Source organism: Chryseolinea sp. T2 (genome assembly GCF_037203685.1).
GTDB lineage: Bacteria > Bacteroidota > Bacteroidia > Cytophagales > Cyclobacteriaceae > Chryseolinea.
In genome coordinates this window covers 830,491-849,568 of record NZ_JBBCAU010000002.1, presented here as the reverse complement: position 1 = coordinate 849,568, position 19,078 = coordinate 830,491, and the positions used below count along the sequence as shown (strand labels likewise).

The 19,078-nt window shown below is 48.7% G+C and carries 17 protein-coding genes; 4 read left to right on the top strand and 13 right to left on the bottom strand.

The window, feature by feature from the left end:
* Window positions 1-14: 14 nt before the first annotated feature.
* The 9 genes from xrtF to WBG78_RS08335 all read right to left on the bottom strand — a co-directional run bounded on the left by xrtF (window position 15) and on the right by WBG78_RS08335 (window position 11,130).
* Window positions 15-557 (bottom strand): exosortase family protein XrtF, encoded by a 543-nt coding sequence (xrtF, locus tag WBG78_RS08375; RefSeq protein ID WP_337325952.1) that lies wholly within the window; start codon window positions 555-557, stop codon window positions 15-17.
* Window positions 558-746: 189 nt separating this feature from the next.
* Window positions 747-1,385, bottom strand: coding sequence for an acetyltransferase (locus WBG78_RS08370; protein ID WP_337325951.1), 639 nt, complete (start codon window positions 1,383-1,385; stop codon window positions 747-749).
* Window positions 1,386-1,397: 12 nt separating this feature from the next.
* A complete protein-coding gene (locus WBG78_RS08365) occupies window positions 1,398-2,015 on the bottom strand; it encodes an acetyltransferase (RefSeq protein ID WP_337325950.1) in 618 nt (205 codons plus the stop codon).
* The gene (locus WBG78_RS08360; protein ID WP_337325949.1) at window positions 2,002-2,607 is read right to left on the bottom strand and encodes a sugar transferase; all 606 of its coding nucleotides are present in this window, start codon (window positions 2,605-2,607) and stop codon (window positions 2,002-2,004) included. Before WBG78_RS08360 ends, WBG78_RS08365 begins: the two co-directional genes overlap by 14 nt.
* A gap of 30 nt (window positions 2,608-2,637) precedes the next feature.
* Window positions 2,638-3,864 (bottom strand): MFS transporter, encoded by a 1,227-nt coding sequence (locus WBG78_RS08355; RefSeq protein WP_337325948.1) that lies wholly within the window; start codon window positions 3,862-3,864, stop codon window positions 2,638-2,640.
* A 28-nt stretch (window positions 3,865-3,892) separates the two neighbouring features.
* A complete protein-coding gene (locus WBG78_RS08350; RefSeq protein ID WP_337325947.1) occupies window positions 3,893-5,065 on the bottom strand; it encodes an efflux RND transporter periplasmic adaptor subunit in 1,173 nt (390 codons plus the stop codon).
* Between the two features lie 97 nt (window positions 5,066-5,162).
* Window positions 5,163-8,384: an efflux RND transporter permease subunit gene (locus tag WBG78_RS08345; protein ID WP_337325946.1), complete on the bottom strand. Its 3,222-nt coding sequence runs from the start codon at window positions 8,382-8,384 to the stop codon at window positions 5,163-5,165.
* Between the two features lie 21 nt (window positions 8,385-8,405).
* On the bottom strand, window positions 8,406-9,827 hold the full coding sequence (locus tag WBG78_RS08340; protein WP_337325945.1) for a TolC family protein: 1,422 nt from the start codon (window positions 9,825-9,827) through the stop codon (window positions 8,406-8,408).
* A gap of 130 nt (window positions 9,828-9,957) precedes the next feature.
* Window positions 9,958-11,130, bottom strand: a complete 1,173-nt coding sequence (locus tag WBG78_RS08335) for a glycosyltransferase family 4 protein (RefSeq protein ID WP_337325944.1) — start codon at window positions 11,128-11,130, stop codon at window positions 9,958-9,960.
* Between the two features lie 107 nt (window positions 11,131-11,237).
* On the opposite strand from WBG78_RS08335, the gene WBG78_RS08330 reads away from it, so the two are divergent.
* From WBG78_RS08330 to WBG78_RS08320, 3 genes are all read left to right on the top strand, one after another.
* Complete coding sequence (locus tag WBG78_RS08330; protein ID WP_337325943.1) at window positions 11,238-12,062, top strand: phytanoyl-CoA dioxygenase; 825 nt, start codon at window positions 11,238-11,240, stop codon at window positions 12,060-12,062.
* Window positions 12,063-12,429: 367 nt separating this feature from the next.
* Window positions 12,430-12,645: a hypothetical protein gene (locus tag WBG78_RS08325; RefSeq protein ID WP_337325942.1), complete on the top strand. Its 216-nt coding sequence runs from the start codon at window positions 12,430-12,432 to the stop codon at window positions 12,643-12,645.
* 33 nt (window positions 12,646-12,678) lie between these two features.
* The gene (locus tag WBG78_RS08320; protein ID WP_337325941.1) at window positions 12,679-12,927 is read left to right on the top strand and encodes a hypothetical protein; all 249 of its coding nucleotides are present in this window, start codon (window positions 12,679-12,681) and stop codon (window positions 12,925-12,927) included.
* Here the strand turns inward: WBG78_RS08320 and WBG78_RS08315 are convergent.
* Both WBG78_RS08315 and WBG78_RS08310 read right to left on the bottom strand, forming a co-directional pair.
* Window positions 12,924-13,208, bottom strand: a complete 285-nt coding sequence (locus WBG78_RS08315) for a hypothetical protein (protein ID WP_337325940.1) — start codon at window positions 13,206-13,208, stop codon at window positions 12,924-12,926. The genes WBG78_RS08320 and WBG78_RS08315 overlap by 4 nt on opposite strands.
* A 115-nt stretch (window positions 13,209-13,323) precedes the next feature.
* Window positions 13,324-14,805: an arylsulfatase gene (locus WBG78_RS08310; protein ID WP_337325939.1), complete on the bottom strand. Its 1,482-nt coding sequence runs from the start codon at window positions 14,803-14,805 to the stop codon at window positions 13,324-13,326.
* 33 nt (window positions 14,806-14,838) lie between these two features.
* Between WBG78_RS08310 and WBG78_RS08305 the strand changes: the two genes are divergently transcribed.
* Window positions 14,839-16,305: an apiosidase-like domain-containing protein gene (locus WBG78_RS08305; protein ID WP_337325938.1), complete on the top strand. Its 1,467-nt coding sequence runs from the start codon at window positions 14,839-14,841 to the stop codon at window positions 16,303-16,305.
* 171 nt (window positions 16,306-16,476) lie between these two features.
* Here the strand turns inward: WBG78_RS08305 and WBG78_RS08300 are convergent, their stop codons facing one another.
* Window positions 16,477-17,121, bottom strand: coding sequence for a hypothetical protein (locus WBG78_RS08300; protein ID WP_337325937.1), 645 nt, complete (start codon window positions 17,119-17,121; stop codon window positions 16,477-16,479).
* 182 nt (window positions 17,122-17,303) lie between these two features.
* The gene (locus WBG78_RS08295) at window positions 17,304-19,034 is read right to left on the bottom strand and encodes a tetratricopeptide repeat protein (protein WP_337325936.1); all 1,731 of its coding nucleotides are present in this window, start codon (window positions 19,032-19,034) and stop codon (window positions 17,304-17,306) included.
* Window positions 19,035-19,078: the final 44 nt, after the last annotated feature.

Below are 19,078 nucleotides of genomic sequence, written 5' to 3'. Positions count from 1 at the left end.
AGATTGACTTGACCTTATAAACTGGCCGTCCTGGGTCGCAGGTACATGCGCACCCAGATAACCCACAAGGCAAATGTAACGACGTATAGGGCGGCCGTGAAGAAATACTTATGAAGAAAGTACATGAAATCAGGCTTATTCAACGAAACCCAGAACAGGGCTGTGATGCGAAACAGGTTGCAAAGGTGAAGAATAACCAATCCCATCGGAATGTACCACCAAAGACGTCTATTGACTGGACCGAAGGCCAGCAGGAAGGCAACGAAAATGATCATCACATTCACACCATTACAGCCCTCATAAATGGAAAGAATATCCCTGTTATTAAGTGATATTTCAGTGGTTGGCTTCCGAAGATTGTCATTTGCGTTGGTTGTCCATCCGAAAATATTCAACGCACCCGCCGAATGACGGGCCACAATACTGGTGACGCTATCCGGACCCGGTTCAAATGAGCTAACGTAGGCGCCATACAGCAGGCTTGCAACGAGAAAAATCCCAAGGAACTTGCCAAGGAAAATTATAGTCGGTAAAAACTCTCTAATAGTAGCGCGCATAAATCCTGTCGATAACCTGAGAGTTGATGTTAGGTGGAACGTTGACTCAAAACGCCGGCCGAATGCTTTGTTTCAGTCGATTCCAACTGAATTCAGACCTTGTAAATTTAACGTTAATTTTGAAGCGCTCCATGTGCTGCCTGCACTTTCAGACAAACATCCGGTGTACGCCTTTATCAGGCGACAAACTTAATGATTGCGTTGTATCGGCCTGGCTGGAACACCAACAACAACGCTGGCGGCAGGAACATCCTGCAATACCACAGACCCCATACCCACCGTTGCCCGATCACCAATAATAATCCTGTTGATAAGGGAGGCGCCTGATCCGATGAGCACCTCGTTGCCTATGGTCACTTCGCCGGCAACATTAACTCCCGGCATCAGCGAAGCACAGCGTCCAATTCTTGAGTCATGTCCAATGGTACAGTTAATATTCACCAATGTGTGTTCACCAATTTCAATGTCGGTGGTAAGGATGCTCCCTGCGGCAATTACGCAACCACTGCCGAGCCGAATAGAAGCAGGGTCCTGGAGAATAGCTGTAGGATGCACGATAGGCGGATACTGCAGATATCGACTGTCGAGCCGCTTCGCCCGAATAGCCTTCGCAATGGGGTCACCGAAAGCAAGTACTACGTTTACCTTGCCATCAAAACCATGTAACACATCTTCGCCTCCTAATACCTTTACACCCTTTATCTCAGTTCCCCGGCGAACCGAGTCGTCCAGAAAACCAATCACTTCAAATGTTTCAGTGGCCCGGATAAGTGAAAGCAATTCTCTGCCCAATCCGCCCGCCCCATATATGAGAATCTTCTCCTTCATACTACAGGTTTGTCATTTAACGGTCGTGTACCTTTTTATCCGTCCGGGATTTCCAACAACAACTGCGTTGTCCGGTACATCTTCAACAACAACAGCGCCAGCACCGATGATCGCCCAGTTACCAATTCTGCGCCCCGGAGCAACCGTTGCTCCTGCCCCAATCATCGAACCTTCGCCAACGGTAACGCTACCGCACAGCACTGCACCTGGCGCTATATGAACAAAGTCGCCAATAACACAGTCGTGATCAACGCGGGCCCCGGTATTAATTATTGTATGGTTCCCTATTTTCGCCAGAGCCTGAACAATAGCACCGTGAAGCACCATGTTTCCCACCCCAACAGAAGCGAAGGGAGAAAATATTACAGAGTGATGTATAGCATTCGTGAACGCATGAGACACTTCAGCACTTGCCCGTTTTCTTGTCGCGTTATCGCCAATAGCTACGACAGCGCGCGCATAGACATCAAAAGACGGATTGTAATCGCCACGGAAGCTGACACCGAATAAACTTCCTGATTTTGCAGGATCAAAAATTGCAACTACGTCAACACCGGACGCAAGCAGGCAGTCCAGCACAACCTGTGCATGCTGACCACCACCGATGAGTATGGTTCTATTTGTTTCCATTGAATTTTTCCATCGTTACTGAAGTTTCACTGCTTATGCCGTCGGCCTTTAAAACTTTCAAGACCGTCATAAACAGAATTTTCAAATCAAGCGCGAATGAGATATGATCAACGTACCAGACATCATAGGCAAAGCGCTGTGGCCATAACACTGTATTACGTCCATTTACCTGCGCCCAACCGGTTATTCCAGGCTTCACATGATGCCGTCTCAATTGTTCAGGGTTATATAGTGCGAGGTATTCAACCAGCAATGGCCGTGGCCCCACAAAAGACATATCGCCAAGCAATACATTGAACAATTGAGGCAGTTCATCGAGCGAAGTCTTGCGAATAAACTGGCCGACCTTTGTAAGACGATCCTTATCGGGAAGCAGACGTCCATGAACGTCCCGTTCGTCCGTCATTGTCCTGAACTTAACAACCGTGAATATCACACCATCCTTTCCGGGCCGTTCCTGCGTAAACCAGATCTTACCCTGATTAACAACATACAGCACTGCTGCTGTAACCAGAATAACAGGCGAAGTAATTACGAGCAGTATGAATGCGCAGGTGCGATCAAAGAGTGGCTTAAAGGCGCTTTGGTACAAGGGAGCTTTTGAGCGTAAAGATAGAAAATTCTAAAGTCTGGCGCGTCCTGCGAGCAATGCAGTGCACAATCCCAGAACGGCAATAAGGCCATAAGAGTATCTTAAGTTTGCCGCCTCCGCTATAAAACCGATCACTGGAGGCCCGAGCAGGAAACCAAAAAAACTTATGGTTGACACCGCAGCAAGAGCCATCCCGGGACTAAGAGTTTGTGACTTCCCTGCAGCGCTGTAAATCAGGGGCACCACCGACGACACACCGAAGCCTACAAGCAGGAAACCGACAGTAGCCGGAATAAGAAAAGGGAACGCGACAGAGATACTTAGCCCAAGCGTTATTAACAACCCGCTTAGCTGTATCATTCTTTTCCTTCCAATATGATTGACGAGCCAGTCACCCGTGAATCTTCCTGCTGCCATAGCACACATAAATACAATGTATCCAAGGGTGACCAGTTCAGCCGGTGCAAGAACAACTGTTTGAAAGTAGACACCGCTCCAGTCGAACATGGCTCCTTCGCACGCCATCCCACAAAATCCGATAACACCCAGTCTCATCAGCGGCCCATCAGGAAGTGCGAAAATCGGATGATCATCGCCCGCTATCTTTGCGCGAAGCAGGAATCTCTGAGCAACTACTACAGTGAGGATGGCAAACAAGGATACGCCGGCGAAGTGGTGGCCTGGTATCACGTTAGCAGAAACCAATGCTCCTCCAATGGCCGCACCTGTGAATCCTGCGAGACTCCAGGCACCATGAAAAGACGCCATAATCGACTTCTTGTATAATTCCTCAACGCCGATTGCCTGTGTATTAATAGCAATATTAACCAGATTGCCACTTGTACCGAAGACAAGCAACCCGATAACCAGCTGCCAGGTCGTTGCATTGAAACCTATAACTACCAGAGTGAGCGCGTAGAGGATTGCTGCTATAGTCACAACACTCTTACTGCCAAAGCGGGTCACGAGAAATCCGGCAAATGGCAATCCAATAATTGATCCCGCCGGAAGAGCAAACAACACCGAACCAAGTCCGGCATCACTTAAAGAAAGTGTACGTTTGATGTCCGGAATACGACTCGCCCACGAAGCGAATCCTATGCCCTGAATAAAAAAGAAAGACAATACTCCCCAGCGAACGGCACGTTTTGTATGCCGGGATCGTAGATCAGATATATCTCTGCCATGAGTCACGGGCACATCGATGTGGCCCGGCGTCGACTGTTCGAAAAGTGGATCAGGATCCGTTTTCTCCATTTGTTATCGATCAAAGGAAGCTGGTTGCTTACCTAACCCGACTGCCCTTCCGCACCTCTTCGCTGGCTGCCTTTATTAACTCATCCCCTATGCGCAGATTGCCAAAGACCTCTGCACGCCCACTCATCGTTCTGCCGGGTCGCACAGTTACCCAGTTCACGGTGTCACCCTGCACCTTCAGGACAAACACTCCCTCAGCAGAGTTTACAATAGATGATGTCGGCACAACAAATGTACTGTCAGTGGCTTTTAATGGAATCGAAACTTCAGCAATCATTCCAGGTAAGAGCTTGCCATTGGAATTATCGACATCCATCTCTACCCTCTCAGAACGCAGCTTTGTATCCAGCGCGCCGGCATGACGTTTGATCGTTGCATGAAATACTTCTGTCGCCCGGGCCTTCACCCTGAATTGAACTGAATCGCCCTGCTTGAAAAATGAAGTATATGCCTCCGGCACCGAAACAACCAGACGCAAACGACGCTGCTCCTGTAACGTAAGGAGCGGAAACTCTGAGCCCTTGCCCGTGGGCCCGACATATGCACCAAGGTTTACGTTACGGGCACTTACAACGCCCGAAAATGGAGCGCGAATTTCTAGATAGCGCCGCGTATCACCCACCTCCTGAAAGGACGCCTTGGCAGACTCCAGCTGTGCCAGGTCAGCATTCATGCGCGCCTTAGCCTGGTCAAGATCATTTTGTGACACTGTACCGGGAGTCTTGCTGGTCTCCAGCAGACGATCATACGTTGCCTTGCTTGCGGTGTACACAGCCTCCTGCGACTTGTAACGCGACTCTGCCCCCGACAACCGCGAGTTGATCTCCGGCGCCTCCATGGAAATTAACAAGTCACCCTGTTTAACTTCTGAACCAACATCAACGTACAATTTCTTGACAAAAGATGTCTCCCGCGCATACAGATCCACCTGCTGATACGAAATCAATTCACCGGGCACCCCAAGTTCTGTAGTAAACAGTTCCTTTTGAAGGTTAAAAGTCTCCAGCTTTGGGGCAGCCTTCACCGGTTGGGTGTCCTCTTTCCTGGAACAGCCGGACGTTATCGCAACAGCGACGAGGCAAGCCGCCACAAATCGCACCCTCAGGACGTCATTCATATATTTTGCAAATGCCTCAAGGCTTACAGTTCCAACGGTACAGGTATCCGCCTTGCGCCTCCTATTGATATTTCTTTCGTTCATACGATCAGTTCTATGACGACCACAAGTATTACTCCTGATGATCGTGTGCTTACGGTCTCTTTATCCATTGACAAAGGCAACATGTTGCCTCGTCTTGTTATTCCACATAGTATTTGCTTTCCTTATCCTCCGGGTCAAGTGATACGGATACAGTCGAAGTTTTCTCCTGCACCCAGGCAAACACCAGCGGCAGCAGAATAATAACAGCGAACGTAGAAAAGAAAAGTCCTCCAATGACGGCTCTGGCAAGTGGCGCTGCCTGATCACCACCCTCGCCGTGGCCAATCGCCATCGGCATCATACCTGTGATCATCGCGACGCTGGTCATTAAAATCGGGCGCAACCTCAGGGCTGCTGCTTCGCGGGCCGACAGTAATGCGTCGCCGTTATGCCTGCGTAACTCCTCCGCGTTTGTAATCAGCAATACCGCATTGGCAATCGATACCCCGACCGACATAATGATCCCCATATAGGATTGAAGATTCAGCGTCGAACCCGTCAGCAACAAAGAAATCAATGCTCCGGAAATTACTGCAGGCACAGTTGCCAGGATCACCAGCGAAACTTTGAATGATTGGAAGTTGGCTGCCAGCATCAGAAAGATAACGACAACAGCAACAACAAGGCCCGATTGAAGACTTTCCAGCGTTTCTCCAAGCACGAGACCGAGACCGATGGGTTCGATCACCATACCCCGTGGAAGCTCGCCAAGCGAAGCAATTACTCTTTTCACTTCATCAGTGGCCGTACCCAGGTCCATGTCATATAAGTTCGCTGTTACAGACACGATCGGCACTGCACCAAGGTCATCGTTTCTGCCATAGGTAGTGTCGTATGTAAACGTGGCTACATCGCTCAACACAGGCCGTGACATATTGCGCTGTACCGGAATTTCAGCGAGATCATCCAGTGTGTTCATTTGGTTCTCCGGAACCTGTACCTGCACACCGTAGCTCAACCCCGAGGCTTCGTCCAGCCAAACGTTCTTGTCGGTATATCTCGATGATGACGTGGATGCTACCAGTGAACGTGAAATGTCTGTTACATCCACGCCAAGCTGTGCTGCGCGCAGCCTGTCGATTTCGATCTTCAATGATGGATACCGGATCGATTGAGCAATCTGGACATCGCGCATGTACGAGATCCCTTTCAGTTTTTCAACCAACTGAAGAGCCATACGCTCATTGTTCTTCTTATTTCGGCTCGCAATGCGTATCTCTACCGGTGTAGCAGCACCTTGAGCAAGTATCCGCTCGGTAAGCGCTATTGGCTCAAAGGATACTTTTATGCCGGGCAACTTTTCAGACATCATCTTCCGGAAGTCGTCCTTGAACTGATCGATATCAACATGAAATTCCGGCTTCAGGCTAACCTGAAGCAATGCCTCATGCGGACCACCCATGAATAGATAAATCGGACTTGTTGAAAAGAGACCGGGATGCTGACCAACATAAGCAGAAGTAACGGCAATGTTTTCCTTTCCAACCATGTCCTCCATGTAGCCAAGTGCCTTGATCAGCATTTCTTCCGTGCGCTCAACGCGAAGCCCTTCGCGTGCTTTAAGCCTGACCTGAAACTGTCCTGATCGAACTTCCGGTAACACATCCCTTCCGATGTTTAACAACAAGGTCACGGCAAGCGCTATGGTAAGCAAACTATAAAGGATAACGACAGGTTTCCGCACGGACATTAGTCTCTCCAGCATCCGCATAAAGCGCTGCCTGAATTTCTCAAAAGGTGTATCCGCTTTCCCCTCAACCAAAAGTTTCTTGTCATCCCAGGTGTCACTGGTTTCGTGATGATGTGCCGGTGCCTGAATCTGATGGTCGCTCTCCTTTCTCTTATGCGGCTTCATTATCCAGTTCGCCATGACAGGTACAAAGGTCTGTGACAACAGGTAAGACGTGATCATGCTGAACGCAATTGCCAGTGAGAGGGGAAAGAACAACGATCCTGGTATCCCCTTCATCGTCAATGCAGGTGCAAATACAGCGAGGATACAAAACAGGATGAGCAATTTCGGAAAAGCAATTTCCTTACAGGCATCCCAGATAGCAAGTGCTTTTGGTTTTCCAAGATCGAAATGCTGGTGAATGTTTTCAATCGTTACGGTCGATTCATCAACGAGGATACCTATGGCGAGCGCAAGGCCACTCAGCGTCATGATATTGATCGTCTGGCCAAAAAGCTGCAGAAACAATATCCCTGAGATAATGGAAGTAGGTATAGTTAGAATTACGATGAGCGCTCCCCTAACATCTTTAAGGAACAACAACACCATGAGTCCGGTTAAGATGGCACCAATGGCTCCTTCCGAAATAAGGCTCTTTACGGCATTGATTACGTACGTTGACTGATCAAATTCATAAGACAACTTTACATCTTCAGGCAACTGCGCCTGAAACCGGGGCAAGTTCTTTTTCAGTGTCTGCACCACTTCCCACGTGGAAGCATCTGCAGATTTCGCAATATTCAGGTAGATCGATCGCTTGCCATTTACCTGCGCATATCCCATGGTGATATCTGCGCCGTCCTCTACCGTTGCAACGTCGCCGAGATACAGGTTTTGTACGCCACCTTTGAACAATGGGATTCGCTCAAACTCTTTAAGCGTTCGAATCTGCGTATTGGTTGGTGTGAGGTAATTAATATCGCCAATCTTCATACTACCTGATGGCGAAGTCTGATTATTGATGCGAATTGCCTCTACAATCTGATCAGGAGTCAGGTTGTGAGACCGAAGCAATTCCGGATCTGCTTTAATAACAATGGTCCGCACATTTCCTCCAAACGGCGCAGGTGATACAAGGCCAGGAATTGATGTGAATGAAGATCGCACATAGGTGTTTGCAAGATCCAGCAGCTGATTGTTTGATCGGGTTTCGCTGCTGATTACCAACTGACCTATAGGAAGTGTTGATGCATCGAATCGGATAATGAACGGCGGCTGCGATCCTGGTGGGAAAACGGCCTGCAGTCGGTTACCGAACGCACTCACCTCTGCCTGCGCACCGGCCATGTTGGTGCCCGGATAGAACGTGAGTTTCATGAGCGTGAGTCCCTGGAGGTTACGTGTCTCTATGCTCTTCAAGCCGTTCACATAAAGGAAAATGTTTACGTACTGTTTTGCGAAGTACGCCTCCATCTGCGACGGCGTATATCCACCGAATGGGTGTGACAAATAAATCACCGGCAGATCCATCGCCGGAAAAATATCAATCTTGATAGTACGCACGGCGCCGATACCAAAGAATAGCAAACCCGCCACAAGTACGACGATGGATATTGGCTTACGTAAGGCGAGACGGATCAGGTTCATAGGATAATCCTGGTTGAAATACTAGCGTGCCTGGTTAATAAACAAATCAAAGTCGCCGGTAGCGGCCGCCTTCAGCAACAGCGCCTGCCACACATTAATGAAGGCTACGCTGCGATCAAGCTCGGCACGATTGAGGGCATACATGGCCAGTTGGAGGTCAGGAAGGTTGGTAAGACCGTTCTTATATAAAACACTCTTCTGCAGGTAAGCATCACTCGCCGCCTGAAACTGAAGCGGAACTTCTCTCGCACTGCGAAGACTGTTGGATATTCGCTGGTCAGATACCAGCAACTGATTCTGGAGTTGAGTATTAATAAGGTTGTATTCATTCCGGTATCCCTCTGCCACGAATTCCTGGGCGCGCGCCTGCTGCTTTACCCGAAGCGGGCTTAACAAATTCCAGAATATGCTAAAGCCCGCTACATAATTGTGACGGTCGGGACTAACGCCATCGGTATATGATTGAGAATATCGTTCAGGAAACTGCGGTGTGTAGTTATACTGAAATCCGGATCCCCGGGCCTGGTAAATTCCAAACAGTGTAAGACCGGGCATTATGCTTCTGCGGGCAACCGTGGCGGCGCGCTGAGCCTGATTGATACGTGCTGCAAAAAACTTCGATTGTGGATTGTCGGATATATCTGCCGTTGTTTGAAATTCCGACGGTATCCGGTCGAGAAAAGTGGTATCAAGCTGAAATGTCGTAGCCGTCGTGTTCAGCAATACGGCCAGGTCCTGACTGCTCTGCAGCACGTTGTTCTGCATGTCTACAAGCGAAATCCTCGCCCGGGACGCATCGGCATTGGCTAATGAGGAATCAACCCCGGGATTCAAGCCAGATAGTACTCTGGCCCGTACATTTTGTCTTACAACTTCTGCCCGACTAAGGTTAGATTGAGCATTGCGTACGAACCTCTGGGCAACAAGGAGGTTGAGATAGGCCGAGGCCACCCGCACGGAATGCTGAAACTGTTCCTGCAAAAGATCAGCAGAGTCCTGTCGAACCTGCGCGTCAGCCAGCGCGATGCGTGACTTCAGGCGTCCAAATGAAAACACCTCCCAGTTGGTGTTGAGTATGTACATCGCGCCAAAGGCCGAGTTCCAACTCTCGGTTCCGAATGGCGGACCTGCAGAAGATAGTCCAAGCACACCTATCGCGGCAGCTGGCCCGAACTGACCGTTCACGGTGCCGTACGACTGTTGTGCCGATGCAATTACATTGGGCAAATATTCGTTTCTCGCGTTACGCGACAGTGCCATCGAGGCATGGTAATAGTTCTGTTTCGCCTTGATACGCTCAAAGGTTAACAAGCCCTGTTCAACAGCATCTGGCAGACTTAATTGAACTTCAGGTTGCTGCGTTTGTGCCCAGGCACTGCCAGCAATAAAGAGAAAGATGAGTAACGGTGCGTACGAAACGCCTGTTCGTTTGGTAAAAATCAAAGTATTATGACCTAGGAAAGGGTTAAACTTAACTATCGGCGCGCGGTTAGAAAAGTAAGGAGGTGATCATTTTATCACCATTATGTTGCAATCGGTTGCCGCGTGCCGCGAACGGAGTAAATGATACTCATCACTTTCCGTTTCTGTATTCGCCAAGGATCCCCTCCCACACTACGCCACGGCCATAATTGCCTGCCACAAATTCCCGGGTCGCTTTCCCAAACCGCTCGCGCATCTCACGGTCGTTCGCAAGCTGTCTCATCGCGTGGGTAAGAGCCTCAGCATTCTTGGATGGCACTATCAGGCCAGTTTCGTTTGCTGTTATGATCTCATTGCAACCGTTGATGTCCGAAACTATACAAGGCAATTCTAACAGGCTCGCTTGCATGACCACATTCGGAAATCCCTCTCTATAACTCGGGAATACAAACACATTGGATGCGAGAAGCCAAATCCGAACATCCCGTTGGAAGCCTGCTAAGACAACATCCGGATCACTCCTGAGAAACTTCATGTATTCGGCAGGCAATGGGTCTAAATCTTCTTCAAAGTCGCCAACGATTAACAGCTTCTTGCCTGAAGAACGTTGTGACTGGTTACCCTGCACATCTTTTTGCCGCAGTTGCTGGAAGGCCTGAATGAGCTCAACAATACCCTTGTCGCGAACAACGCGTCCAATAAAACAGAAAACAAGGTCCTGATCGGTGATGTGATTTTCCTTCCTTATGCGTTGTGCCTCTGCCTTTAGCGCATCTGTTGCTTTGAAGTATTCGGTATCGATACCGTTGCTACTTCCTTTTGCAATCACCTTAAGTTTTGGTGAACTGATGCCAAATTGCTTTTCAATGAACCGCTTCAGTCCCGACGAATTGGGATAAACATTGGTGGCACATGCGTAGGTCACAGCTTCTGTAAATTCCAGGATGCGGCGCTTAACCCCCGAAGCTTCCATCAGCGGAAGACCTGCAACGGTATGCATTCGCATCGGAACATTACACATGCGCGCTGCGAGCATGCCGATCAGGCCCGCCTTGGGTGTATGCGTGTGAATGATATCCGGTCGCTCTTTGCGAATGAACCTCAGCAACATGAAGAGACAGCGCAAATCCTGAAATGGAGTTATCTTCCTCGTGAACGGTACGGCTATGTGCGGCACTCCCTCCTTGATGACCTCACTTACCTCCTTTCCCGACGCGCTCATCGTGTAAACTTCAAACCCCTGCTCACGCATAAATCTGAACTGACCGGCCAGTAGCAGATGTAAGGAGATGGGAACGGTCGTTATACGAAGGAGCTTCGGCACAGGATGTCAGCGTTTCTGTTTATCAGCGTAAAAATAAAGAACATGCAAGGAAGTTTTTCAACTGCTTGTGACATAGCAAGTTCAAACAATTCCCATTCGAACTTCAAATGACAAATCGCCTCGGTTCCGGAATCAATATTTCCAACGTACTTTTCAAAATGCTTACGAAGACAGAAATCGAAGAATTCATCACCCGTGGCTATGTTCGGGTTGACAACGCCTTCCCGGTGGAAGTTGCGAGCCAATGTCGTGAATTACTATGGAAAGCTTCGGGATGCAATCCCGAAGATAAAACTACCTGGACGCAGCCTGTGGTCAGAATTGGCGAGATGGCCATGAAGCCTTTCGTTGACGCATCAAATACTGCCGTGCTGCATGAGGCTTTCGATCAACTGGTTGGCGCCGGCAATTGGATACCCCGACAGTCCCTCGGAACCTTCCCGATACGATTTCCCTCACAAGCTCCGGCAAATGACACGGGATGGCATGTAGATGCAAGCTTTCCCGGCGATGATCCCGTAAACTATCTGGAATGGCGAATCAATGTGAAGTCCCGCGGTCGAGGCCTTCTTATGCTGTTCCTGTTTTCGGATACGGCAGACAACGATGCGCCTACACGCATTCGCGTCGGTTCCCACCTCGACATCAGTAGAGTTTTGGCCCCACACGGCGACGCAGGACTTTCGTTCATGGAGATAGCAGAAAATCTTGCAAAGCTCCCGGTGCGGACCGAGGCGCTGGCCACCGGAAGTGCCGGGACAGTTTACCTCTGCCATCCTTTTCTTGTCCACGCTGCCCAGGAAAACAGAGGATCACAACCCAAATTTATGGCGCAACCTCCCCTGCATACACGACAGGACTTTTCAATTGTCCCAAGCGGGGATACATGCGCGGTTGAGGCGGCAATCAAACGAGCGCTGGCACAATTGTGAATCCGGGCATAAATTCTGATTCCACGAAACGATAACTATAATATCTGACATCTCACTATGCGCGAATTTTCCACGAAGACGGCTCCCCATAGTGATGAGATGACACCTCGTTCGTATCGGTTCTGTTGTTCAACTTCTTTCTCGCATTCGCAGCAACGACGAGGTTCATTGAGGTTTAACAATTGAAACAACGGGAATAAATTTCTCAAAAGCTTCTCCTTCATCACTCCGGTATTCATGGCATCTGAATTGAGAATCTTCTTGTCATAGCGTCAGTCGATGAAAACAGATATGACCATCATCTGAGTTTTCCTCGGACGAGTGATACCAATTTTGTAAATTGAATAGCAACCTAAAAGTCAAAGCCATGTTTGAGCCAATCACTTCCGAAATTGATTTGCACACCGGCCAGGTGCTGAAAGAAATTGCGACCGGAACATTGTTCGAAGTTGGAGTGCGGATGCGTGATGGATCCGACAAGTGGGAAGTCAGGGAAATGGAACCAGAGAATCACGCCCGAATTATTATGGTAGCCGATCGTCAGACATTAGCAATGAAATTCTTCGCAGAAGCAGAAGATTGAGAATCAAAAAAACGATTAATTCATGACTGAGTTATGACAGAAACAGAAGACCTGCCCGGGGTTCACATCAGCGAACTGCACAAACGTAAAAACACACTGCGAACCCTCCTGGTTATATGGACTGTCATTCTGATCATCCTGGGTTTGACGGCCATTTTCATAACGCTCAAACAAGGATACAGCGTGTTCACTGTGCTTCCTGTTGTATTCCTTCCAGGATTGATTGTTTCAAAGCGAAAGCTTGACCTGATTAATGTTGAATTGAAAAGGAGAAACCCCTAGTAGATAAAACGGCTGAAATGCGGTCTCTTAAAATCGTGCTCGATTCTGGCGCGGATCTCAGTGTCCACATTCTCAAAGTTCTTCTTTACCAAAATCAGTATCGGCATACAGAATACCGGAAGCAAAGTGATGACACTGAAACCATGTTTCGTCACCATCACTATCGAAACAGCGAACATCAAAACGATCGAGCCAGTGAAAATAGCCAGAGTCTTTTTCAGTGTTACTCTTCGTTTGTAAAGGTTGTCGGTAGACAGGCGTCTTAACTCAATATCCCTCATACAATGGATTTCAAACGTTATAAAGTTAGTAATTTTTTGATCATATACGCAACGCCTCGTTAACAGAGCCACTTGCGCTCAGATGTCCGTCAAAAAATTGGCAACGTTTGCACCATCACTCAAAGGGGAAATCAGGTGATGGAATCCTGGCCTGAGTCATAATTTTTCTAAGCTTGATTACACGCTCGGCATTGGAGGAAGAAACATCATGTTGTTCCGAAGGATCGGCCTTTAGGTCGAACAGCTCATAGTTTGTCTTCGTCGGGTCGAGTACATTCCTGCATACCAATTTCCACCGTCCCTGGCGAACAGCCTTAGATCCTCCTCCTTCGTGAAATTCCCAGTATAAAAAGTCGTGTCCCGTCTGCTTTCCTGAGCCCAATATCGTAGGCAGCAGGGAGTGCCCCTGAACGGCCGGCGGTTCGCTCACCTTACTCAGAGCGGCAAGAGTCGGAAGCACGTCCCATGCTGCCGCAAGCACATCAGACTTCGCTCCTGCACGAACCTTCCCCTTCCATCGGACAATGAACGGAACTCTGATTCCGCCTTCATACAAATCGCGCTTGTAGCCGCGAAGTATTCCATTGCTATCGAAGTAATCAGGATCTGCTCCGCCCTCAAGATGCGGACCGTTATCCGAAGTAAACATCACAAGAGTGTTGTTTGCTAATCCGAGTTCATCCAATTTTTTCATTAGTTCCCCGACCTGCCGGTCAAGGATTGTGATCATCGCAGCAAATGCCGCGTGTGGCTCTGGCTGAGAGCCATAAGGTCCCTCTCGAAATTTACTGTCGCCCGGGTTCGTGCCAGCATACGGCCGTTCAGGATCGTACTTACCCCGAAAAGGTGCCATCTCCTCCTCGGGTACTAACAACTCAGCATGAGGTAATGTGGTGGGATAATACAGAAAGAATGGTCGATCCCGATTAGCCTCCATAAATGCCAGGGCCTGGTTATGGATGAGAGCAGGTGCATATGCACCCGTGCCGGCATTGTTGTTGGCTGACAGATCTACCCGATGCCGGTTGTCCCAAAGATGATCCGGATAGTAGTTGTGGGCCAGCGACTGGCAATTGAAGCCAAAGAAACGATCAAATCCCTGGTGGTTCGGATCACCTTCAGTTTCAATATATCCAAGCCCCCACTTACCAAACGCCCCGGTCGTATAGCCCGCCTGTTGCAGCAGCTCGGCAATCGTGATGGACTTTGCAGGCAGTGGCCACTGACCTTCCGGCTCGACACTCTTGTTGCCCCGTATTGGCGTATGTCCTGTATCTTGTCCGGTCAACATAGCAGAGCGTGACGGGGCACATACCGATGTGCCAGCGTAATACTGTGTGAACAACATTCCTTCTGCCGCCAGCCTGTCGATATTTGGAGTTGGTACTTTTTTCTGATCGTAGCAGCCAAGATCTCCATAGCCAAGATCATCGGCGACAATGAGAATAATATTCGGAGTACTCTGAGACTTTGCCTTTGACGAGTCACTATGGAATTCAGGCAAGTTCAATAATTCAAACCCGCCAAAACAGTTTGATGAAAGAATGGTCGCAACAGCAAGAATCCAGACTTTGCTTAACTTTTCGATACAAATCATGATCGTCGAAAATAACACTAAAATCGTATAGGCATGGAACGCGTGTCCGGAAGATATTGCCGCATACACGCCAGTGGCCTGGCGACGTCTCTTCTTTTAAACTTAGCACTGATCATATTTCCTCTCATGGCAAATGGTCAGGCGGCCTTCCCGTTAAAGATCAGCCCGGACAACCGCTACCTGATGGACCAAAATAATAAGCCCTTCCCGATACTTGGGCGCACGGCCTGGTTTGTTGTTTCTCAGTCGGAAGAAGGATACAAAAAATTCATCTCGAATACCCTTCAGCACGGCTATAACTCGATTGAACTTAGCGTAATCACGCATTGGCCGATGGGCAATCATGCGCCCTTTAACGCAGCAGGAGATCTTCCATTTCTAAAGCGACTGGACGGTACACCCTGGCGTGGCCAGCTTGCCTACGACTCGATCGATATTCAGGCACCCGATCTCACAACACCCAACGAAACGTACTGGCAATTTGTTGACAATTTTCTCGGGTACTGTGAGTCAAAGGGTGTTGCCGTATTTATGTTTCCCGGCTACGTCGGGTATGAAGGACAGGAGCAGGGTTGGATGAAAGAGCTCATGGCGAATAAGGACAAGACGGAAAAATACGGTGCCTGGATTGCGTCACGGTACAGAAACCGGAAGAACATCGTCTGGATGTTGTTGGGCGATATGGGAAAATTCAATCAGGAACAGGAACGCGCGGAGTCGCTTTTAATCAAAGGACTGAAGAGCGTTGCTGGCCAGTCAACTGAGTACACTGCCGAATCTCACAGCGGAGAAAACGCTGCCGATAATGTTCAGTTTGGCCGTGAGATGACACTCAATGGTTGTTATACCTGGGAGTTAAAAGTCCCGGTACCCCACCTGGCACGAAGGGCCTATGCGCACAAACCGGTAATGCCGGCGTTTCTGCTGGAAGAACCATACGACGAAGAGGGACCTGATGGCAACAACTATAACCCCAACGCGACCCAGCCAGTGAGACGCTTTCAATGGTGGGGCTGGTTAAGCACTATTGGTGGCTATATCTCCGGTAATGCTTATGTGTGGCAATTTGTCGATCCTGTTTGGGAGCAGCACCTTAATACTCAGGGGGCGATGGACATGGAAAGATTAAATGCTTTCATCAACTCTATCAGATGGTGGGACCTGATTCCTTCAGGAATGAACGGAATGAAAACTCTTGTGACCAATCCGGCAAACATCGATTCAACGGCTCATTACGTTTCGGCCGCTGCCACCAAAGATGGCTCACTGCTTATTGCCTATTTACCACCGGCTCAACGTGGAAGCATATCGATTGACCTGAGTGCACTGGCAAAAAAAAGTTATGGCTATTGGTATGACCCGACCAGTGCAAAGTATTCGGCCATTCCAGGCGGCCCGTTCGTTAACAAGGGTAAAAAGGAGTTTAATCCTCCAGGGCTTAACAGCCGTGGTGAATACGATTGGGTTCTCATGCTCACTACTGATCCATCAAAAAAATAACTTTCCGCGTGAAGCTGAGTGCTCTGTGTTACAAGGTGATAACGCGATGGTGAGCGTACCGCGTTTCTTTTAAGTCGTCAGGGGAAGAATTCCGGCCCATGATAAATGCAGAAGCCGGCGAAATACCGGCTTTCTGATATTTGAACGGGGAATTCCCGCGATATGACTGGGTTAGCTTCCTTTCGGCTCCTGGCGCATATGCCGCCCGTTGTTATGACTGCGATCCTTCTTCATTTCAGACCATTTCTTATACTGGTCTTTGCTAAAAATTGACTTTATCGACTTGTCATAATTCTTTCTAAGCTTACTAAACTCATTTTTGCGGGTATCATCACTTAACTGTTTTTGTTTCAATTCATGCGCCTGCCGGCGAAACGCTGCGTTCGCCTTTTGGAACTTTTCGAATTGTGCATCACTTAATGAAAGGTCCTTCCGGATCTTCTCCGCACGATCATTCGCCACCCTCTGACCATGAGCCCGATGCTCATCGCGTCTTGCCGACTGTTGCGCCTGCCATTTGGATCTCTGTTCTTCTGTAAGCACACTTTCAACTTCTTTCTTTCTGGTGTCGCTTAATGAATGCATCGATTTCACCTTAACCTCTTTTGTCTTCGTGGAGTCTGACCTAAGATCATGAAACTTTGCCTTATAAGATTTATCGATGACCTTGATCTTCTCATACTGATCGTCGCTCAAAGACAATTCAGTTTTCATTTTCTCAGCCATATCCCGGTGGTGATCACCTCTCCCCTTCTCCTGAGCCGACACAACAGCAGCCGCCATTATGAAGGCCATTAAAGCCAAATGCTTCTTCATACTTCGTTGTTTAATTTGACTTCAAAGAATCAACAACAGTTCCAAAAACCATTGATTTGGAAAGTATTAGACAAACATCATCAATTCATCTACAGATGCAGCCAATGAGGCGATTGGCTTTTCGTTTATGCTGATCCATTCAAAGGTCGCCTGCAATTAGTCGACGGATGGTAACTCCGCAACTAAAACGCTGACTCGGCAATGTCCACGTCCGCGGACGAGAATGCCTGTCGTGCCTTACCCTTATTGAGTTCGGCATCTTTGGTTTTGCCCTGCTTTTGCAAGGCCTGGGATAGGCCTGTCAACGACCATCCATTCAGTGGATTGTGAATGAGGTCCTCGCGATAGACACTCTCTGCTTCCCGGAGTTTTCCATTCTTCAAAAGATATTTACCAAGAAACTGCCGGGCAGGAATCACCCAGTCATGTGGTTCGCGATATATCAGTTTGTCTTCTTCAGCGATTGCTTTGCGGAATGCGTCAAATGATTCAGTTGCCTTACCCTCACTGTAAAGGATCTCACCGGCAAGCAACGCAGAAGCTATACGGCATGACTGGACAGGACTATTAAAGGGCATATATCGTATAGCTAGTAATGAATCCGACAATTGCGCATTGATCCGTTTCAGGCATTTATTAGCTTCCTTCTGCTGATTGTGCCGAACATGAGCGACACCACGGGCAAACTGATCGAGAACATATGCGTATCTCCAGGTGCTGTCGGGCGCGCTGCCGGCTAGTATCTCTTCCCATTTGCCCAGACGAATTCGCGCCAGGACGGGCATCATGAAAACGAACTGCCCATAGGGATCTGTTCGCAAGTCGGATGACAGCGCAACGGTACGGTTACGCGCTCGATCATAAATTGGCAACCCATCCTTATACATGCCAGCTGTCATTGCACAGAATGACTGAACAGCAAAGAAATGAGTTGACCGGTCCTGCCCCAGGCGCAGACCCGGAATGCGCAGATCTGTCACGTTGTTAATCGCATTTGCCTGTTCGTTTACACGAACACCTTCGCTGTACAGACCATTTCGCTGATACATGTGTGTTGCCATATGCACCATATGACCTATTCCGGGATTCACATCTTTCAATGCATCGGCCGTCCCTAACGCGCGGCCTGGTGTACGCGAAGCCTCGACCAGGTGAATATAGTAATGCATGATTGCAGGATGCCTTTCCTTTTTAAGCACTGATTCACAAATGTTCACCAGAGAGTTTGTCCAGGGGCGTGGATTTCCGTCATTGCTCCAGAAATCCCATTTGTGCTCAAGCATAACAGCATCCACATACAATGACTTGATGTCACTGTCGTCAGGATATTTAGCCACAAGTTTTTCCAGTGCGGATGCATAGCTGCGATTCAGCAGCTGTCGGTCGACGTTGCTCATATCGCTGGAATACCGCTGACTCATGGCTGAAATGAGGTCGGACTCTTTTGCACTCACTTGCATTGCTGCGCGTCGCATTTCCACAATGATTTCGGGCACCTCTTTAGGCATCTTGTAAACAAACGTGTTATAGTAAGGACCGCGGGAGAGTGCCTGGCCCCAATAGGCCATGGCGCATGTGGGGTCAAAACGCGAAGACTCCTTGAATGATGCAAATGCTTCCTGAAAATGATAACCATAATAGAAGCCCAAACCCTGGTTGAAATAATACTGCGCGCTGTCGCTCTTCGTTGATATTTTGTAATTGCGGCCGCCCCAGCCCGGCAAGGCTTTTATGAACTTTCCATCATCACCAGCCTCTATATTAGCTCCAGTCGAGCCACACAACGCCGACGCGTTGAGCTCAGCCGCCTTAACACTTTCGGATCGTTGGCGCCGACTATAGGTCCAATCCGCACCCATCAATAGCACGGCACCTATGAAAGCAACCAAAAGGAAAAAGTTCAGTTTTCGCATGGCAAGTTGGTCGTCGAGTGTTTTTTGCAATATACTGGAACGTG

Excerpts from the sequence above, each read along its gene's own strand:
- WBG78_RS08320 (WP_337325941.1), top strand. The coding sequence starts at position 12,679 with ATGACAGAAACAGAAGACCTGCCCGGGGTTCACATCAGCGAACTGCAC.
- WBG78_RS08350 (WP_337325947.1), bottom strand. The coding sequence starts at position 5,065 with ATGAACGAAAGAAATATCAATAGGAGGCGCAAGGCGGATACCTGTACC.
- WBG78_RS08365 (WP_337325950.1), bottom strand. The coding sequence starts at position 2,015 with ATGGAAACAAATAGAACCATACTCATCGGTGGTGGTCAGCATGCACAG.
- WBG78_RS08325 (WP_337325942.1), top strand. The coding sequence starts at position 12,430 with ATGTTTGAGCCAATCACTTCCGAAATTGATTTGCACACCGGCCAGGTG.
- WBG78_RS08315 (WP_337325940.1), bottom strand. The coding sequence starts at position 13,208 with ATGAGGGATATTGAGTTAAGACGCCTGTCTACCGACAACCTTTACAAA.
- WBG78_RS08295 (WP_337325936.1), bottom strand. The coding sequence starts at position 19,034 with ATGCGAAAACTGAACTTTTTCCTTTTGGTTGCTTTCATAGGTGCCGTG.
- WBG78_RS08345 (WP_337325946.1), bottom strand. The coding sequence starts at position 8,384 with ATGAACCTGATCCGTCTCGCCTTACGTAAGCCAATATCCATCGTCGTA.
- WBG78_RS08305 (WP_337325938.1), top strand. The coding sequence starts at position 14,839 with ATGGAACGCGTGTCCGGAAGATATTGCCGCATACACGCCAGTGGCCTG.
- WBG78_RS08310 (WP_337325939.1), bottom strand. The coding sequence starts at position 14,805 with ATGATTTGTATCGAAAAGTTAAGCAAAGTCTGGATTCTTGCTGTTGCG.
- WBG78_RS08330 (WP_337325943.1), top strand. The coding sequence starts at position 11,238 with ATGACAAATCGCCTCGGTTCCGGAATCAATATTTCCAACGTACTTTTC.
- WBG78_RS08370 (WP_337325951.1), bottom strand. The coding sequence starts at position 1,385 with ATGAAGGAGAAGATTCTCATATATGGGGCGGGCGGATTGGGCAGAGAA.
- WBG78_RS08355 (WP_337325948.1), bottom strand. The coding sequence starts at position 3,864 with ATGGAGAAAACGGATCCTGATCCACTTTTCGAACAGTCGACGCCGGGC.
- xrtF (WP_337325952.1), bottom strand. The coding sequence starts at position 557 with ATGCGCGCTACTATTAGAGAGTTTTTACCGACTATAATTTTCCTTGGC.
- WBG78_RS08300 (WP_337325937.1), bottom strand. The coding sequence starts at position 17,121 with ATGAAGAAGCATTTGGCTTTAATGGCCTTCATAATGGCGGCTGCTGTT.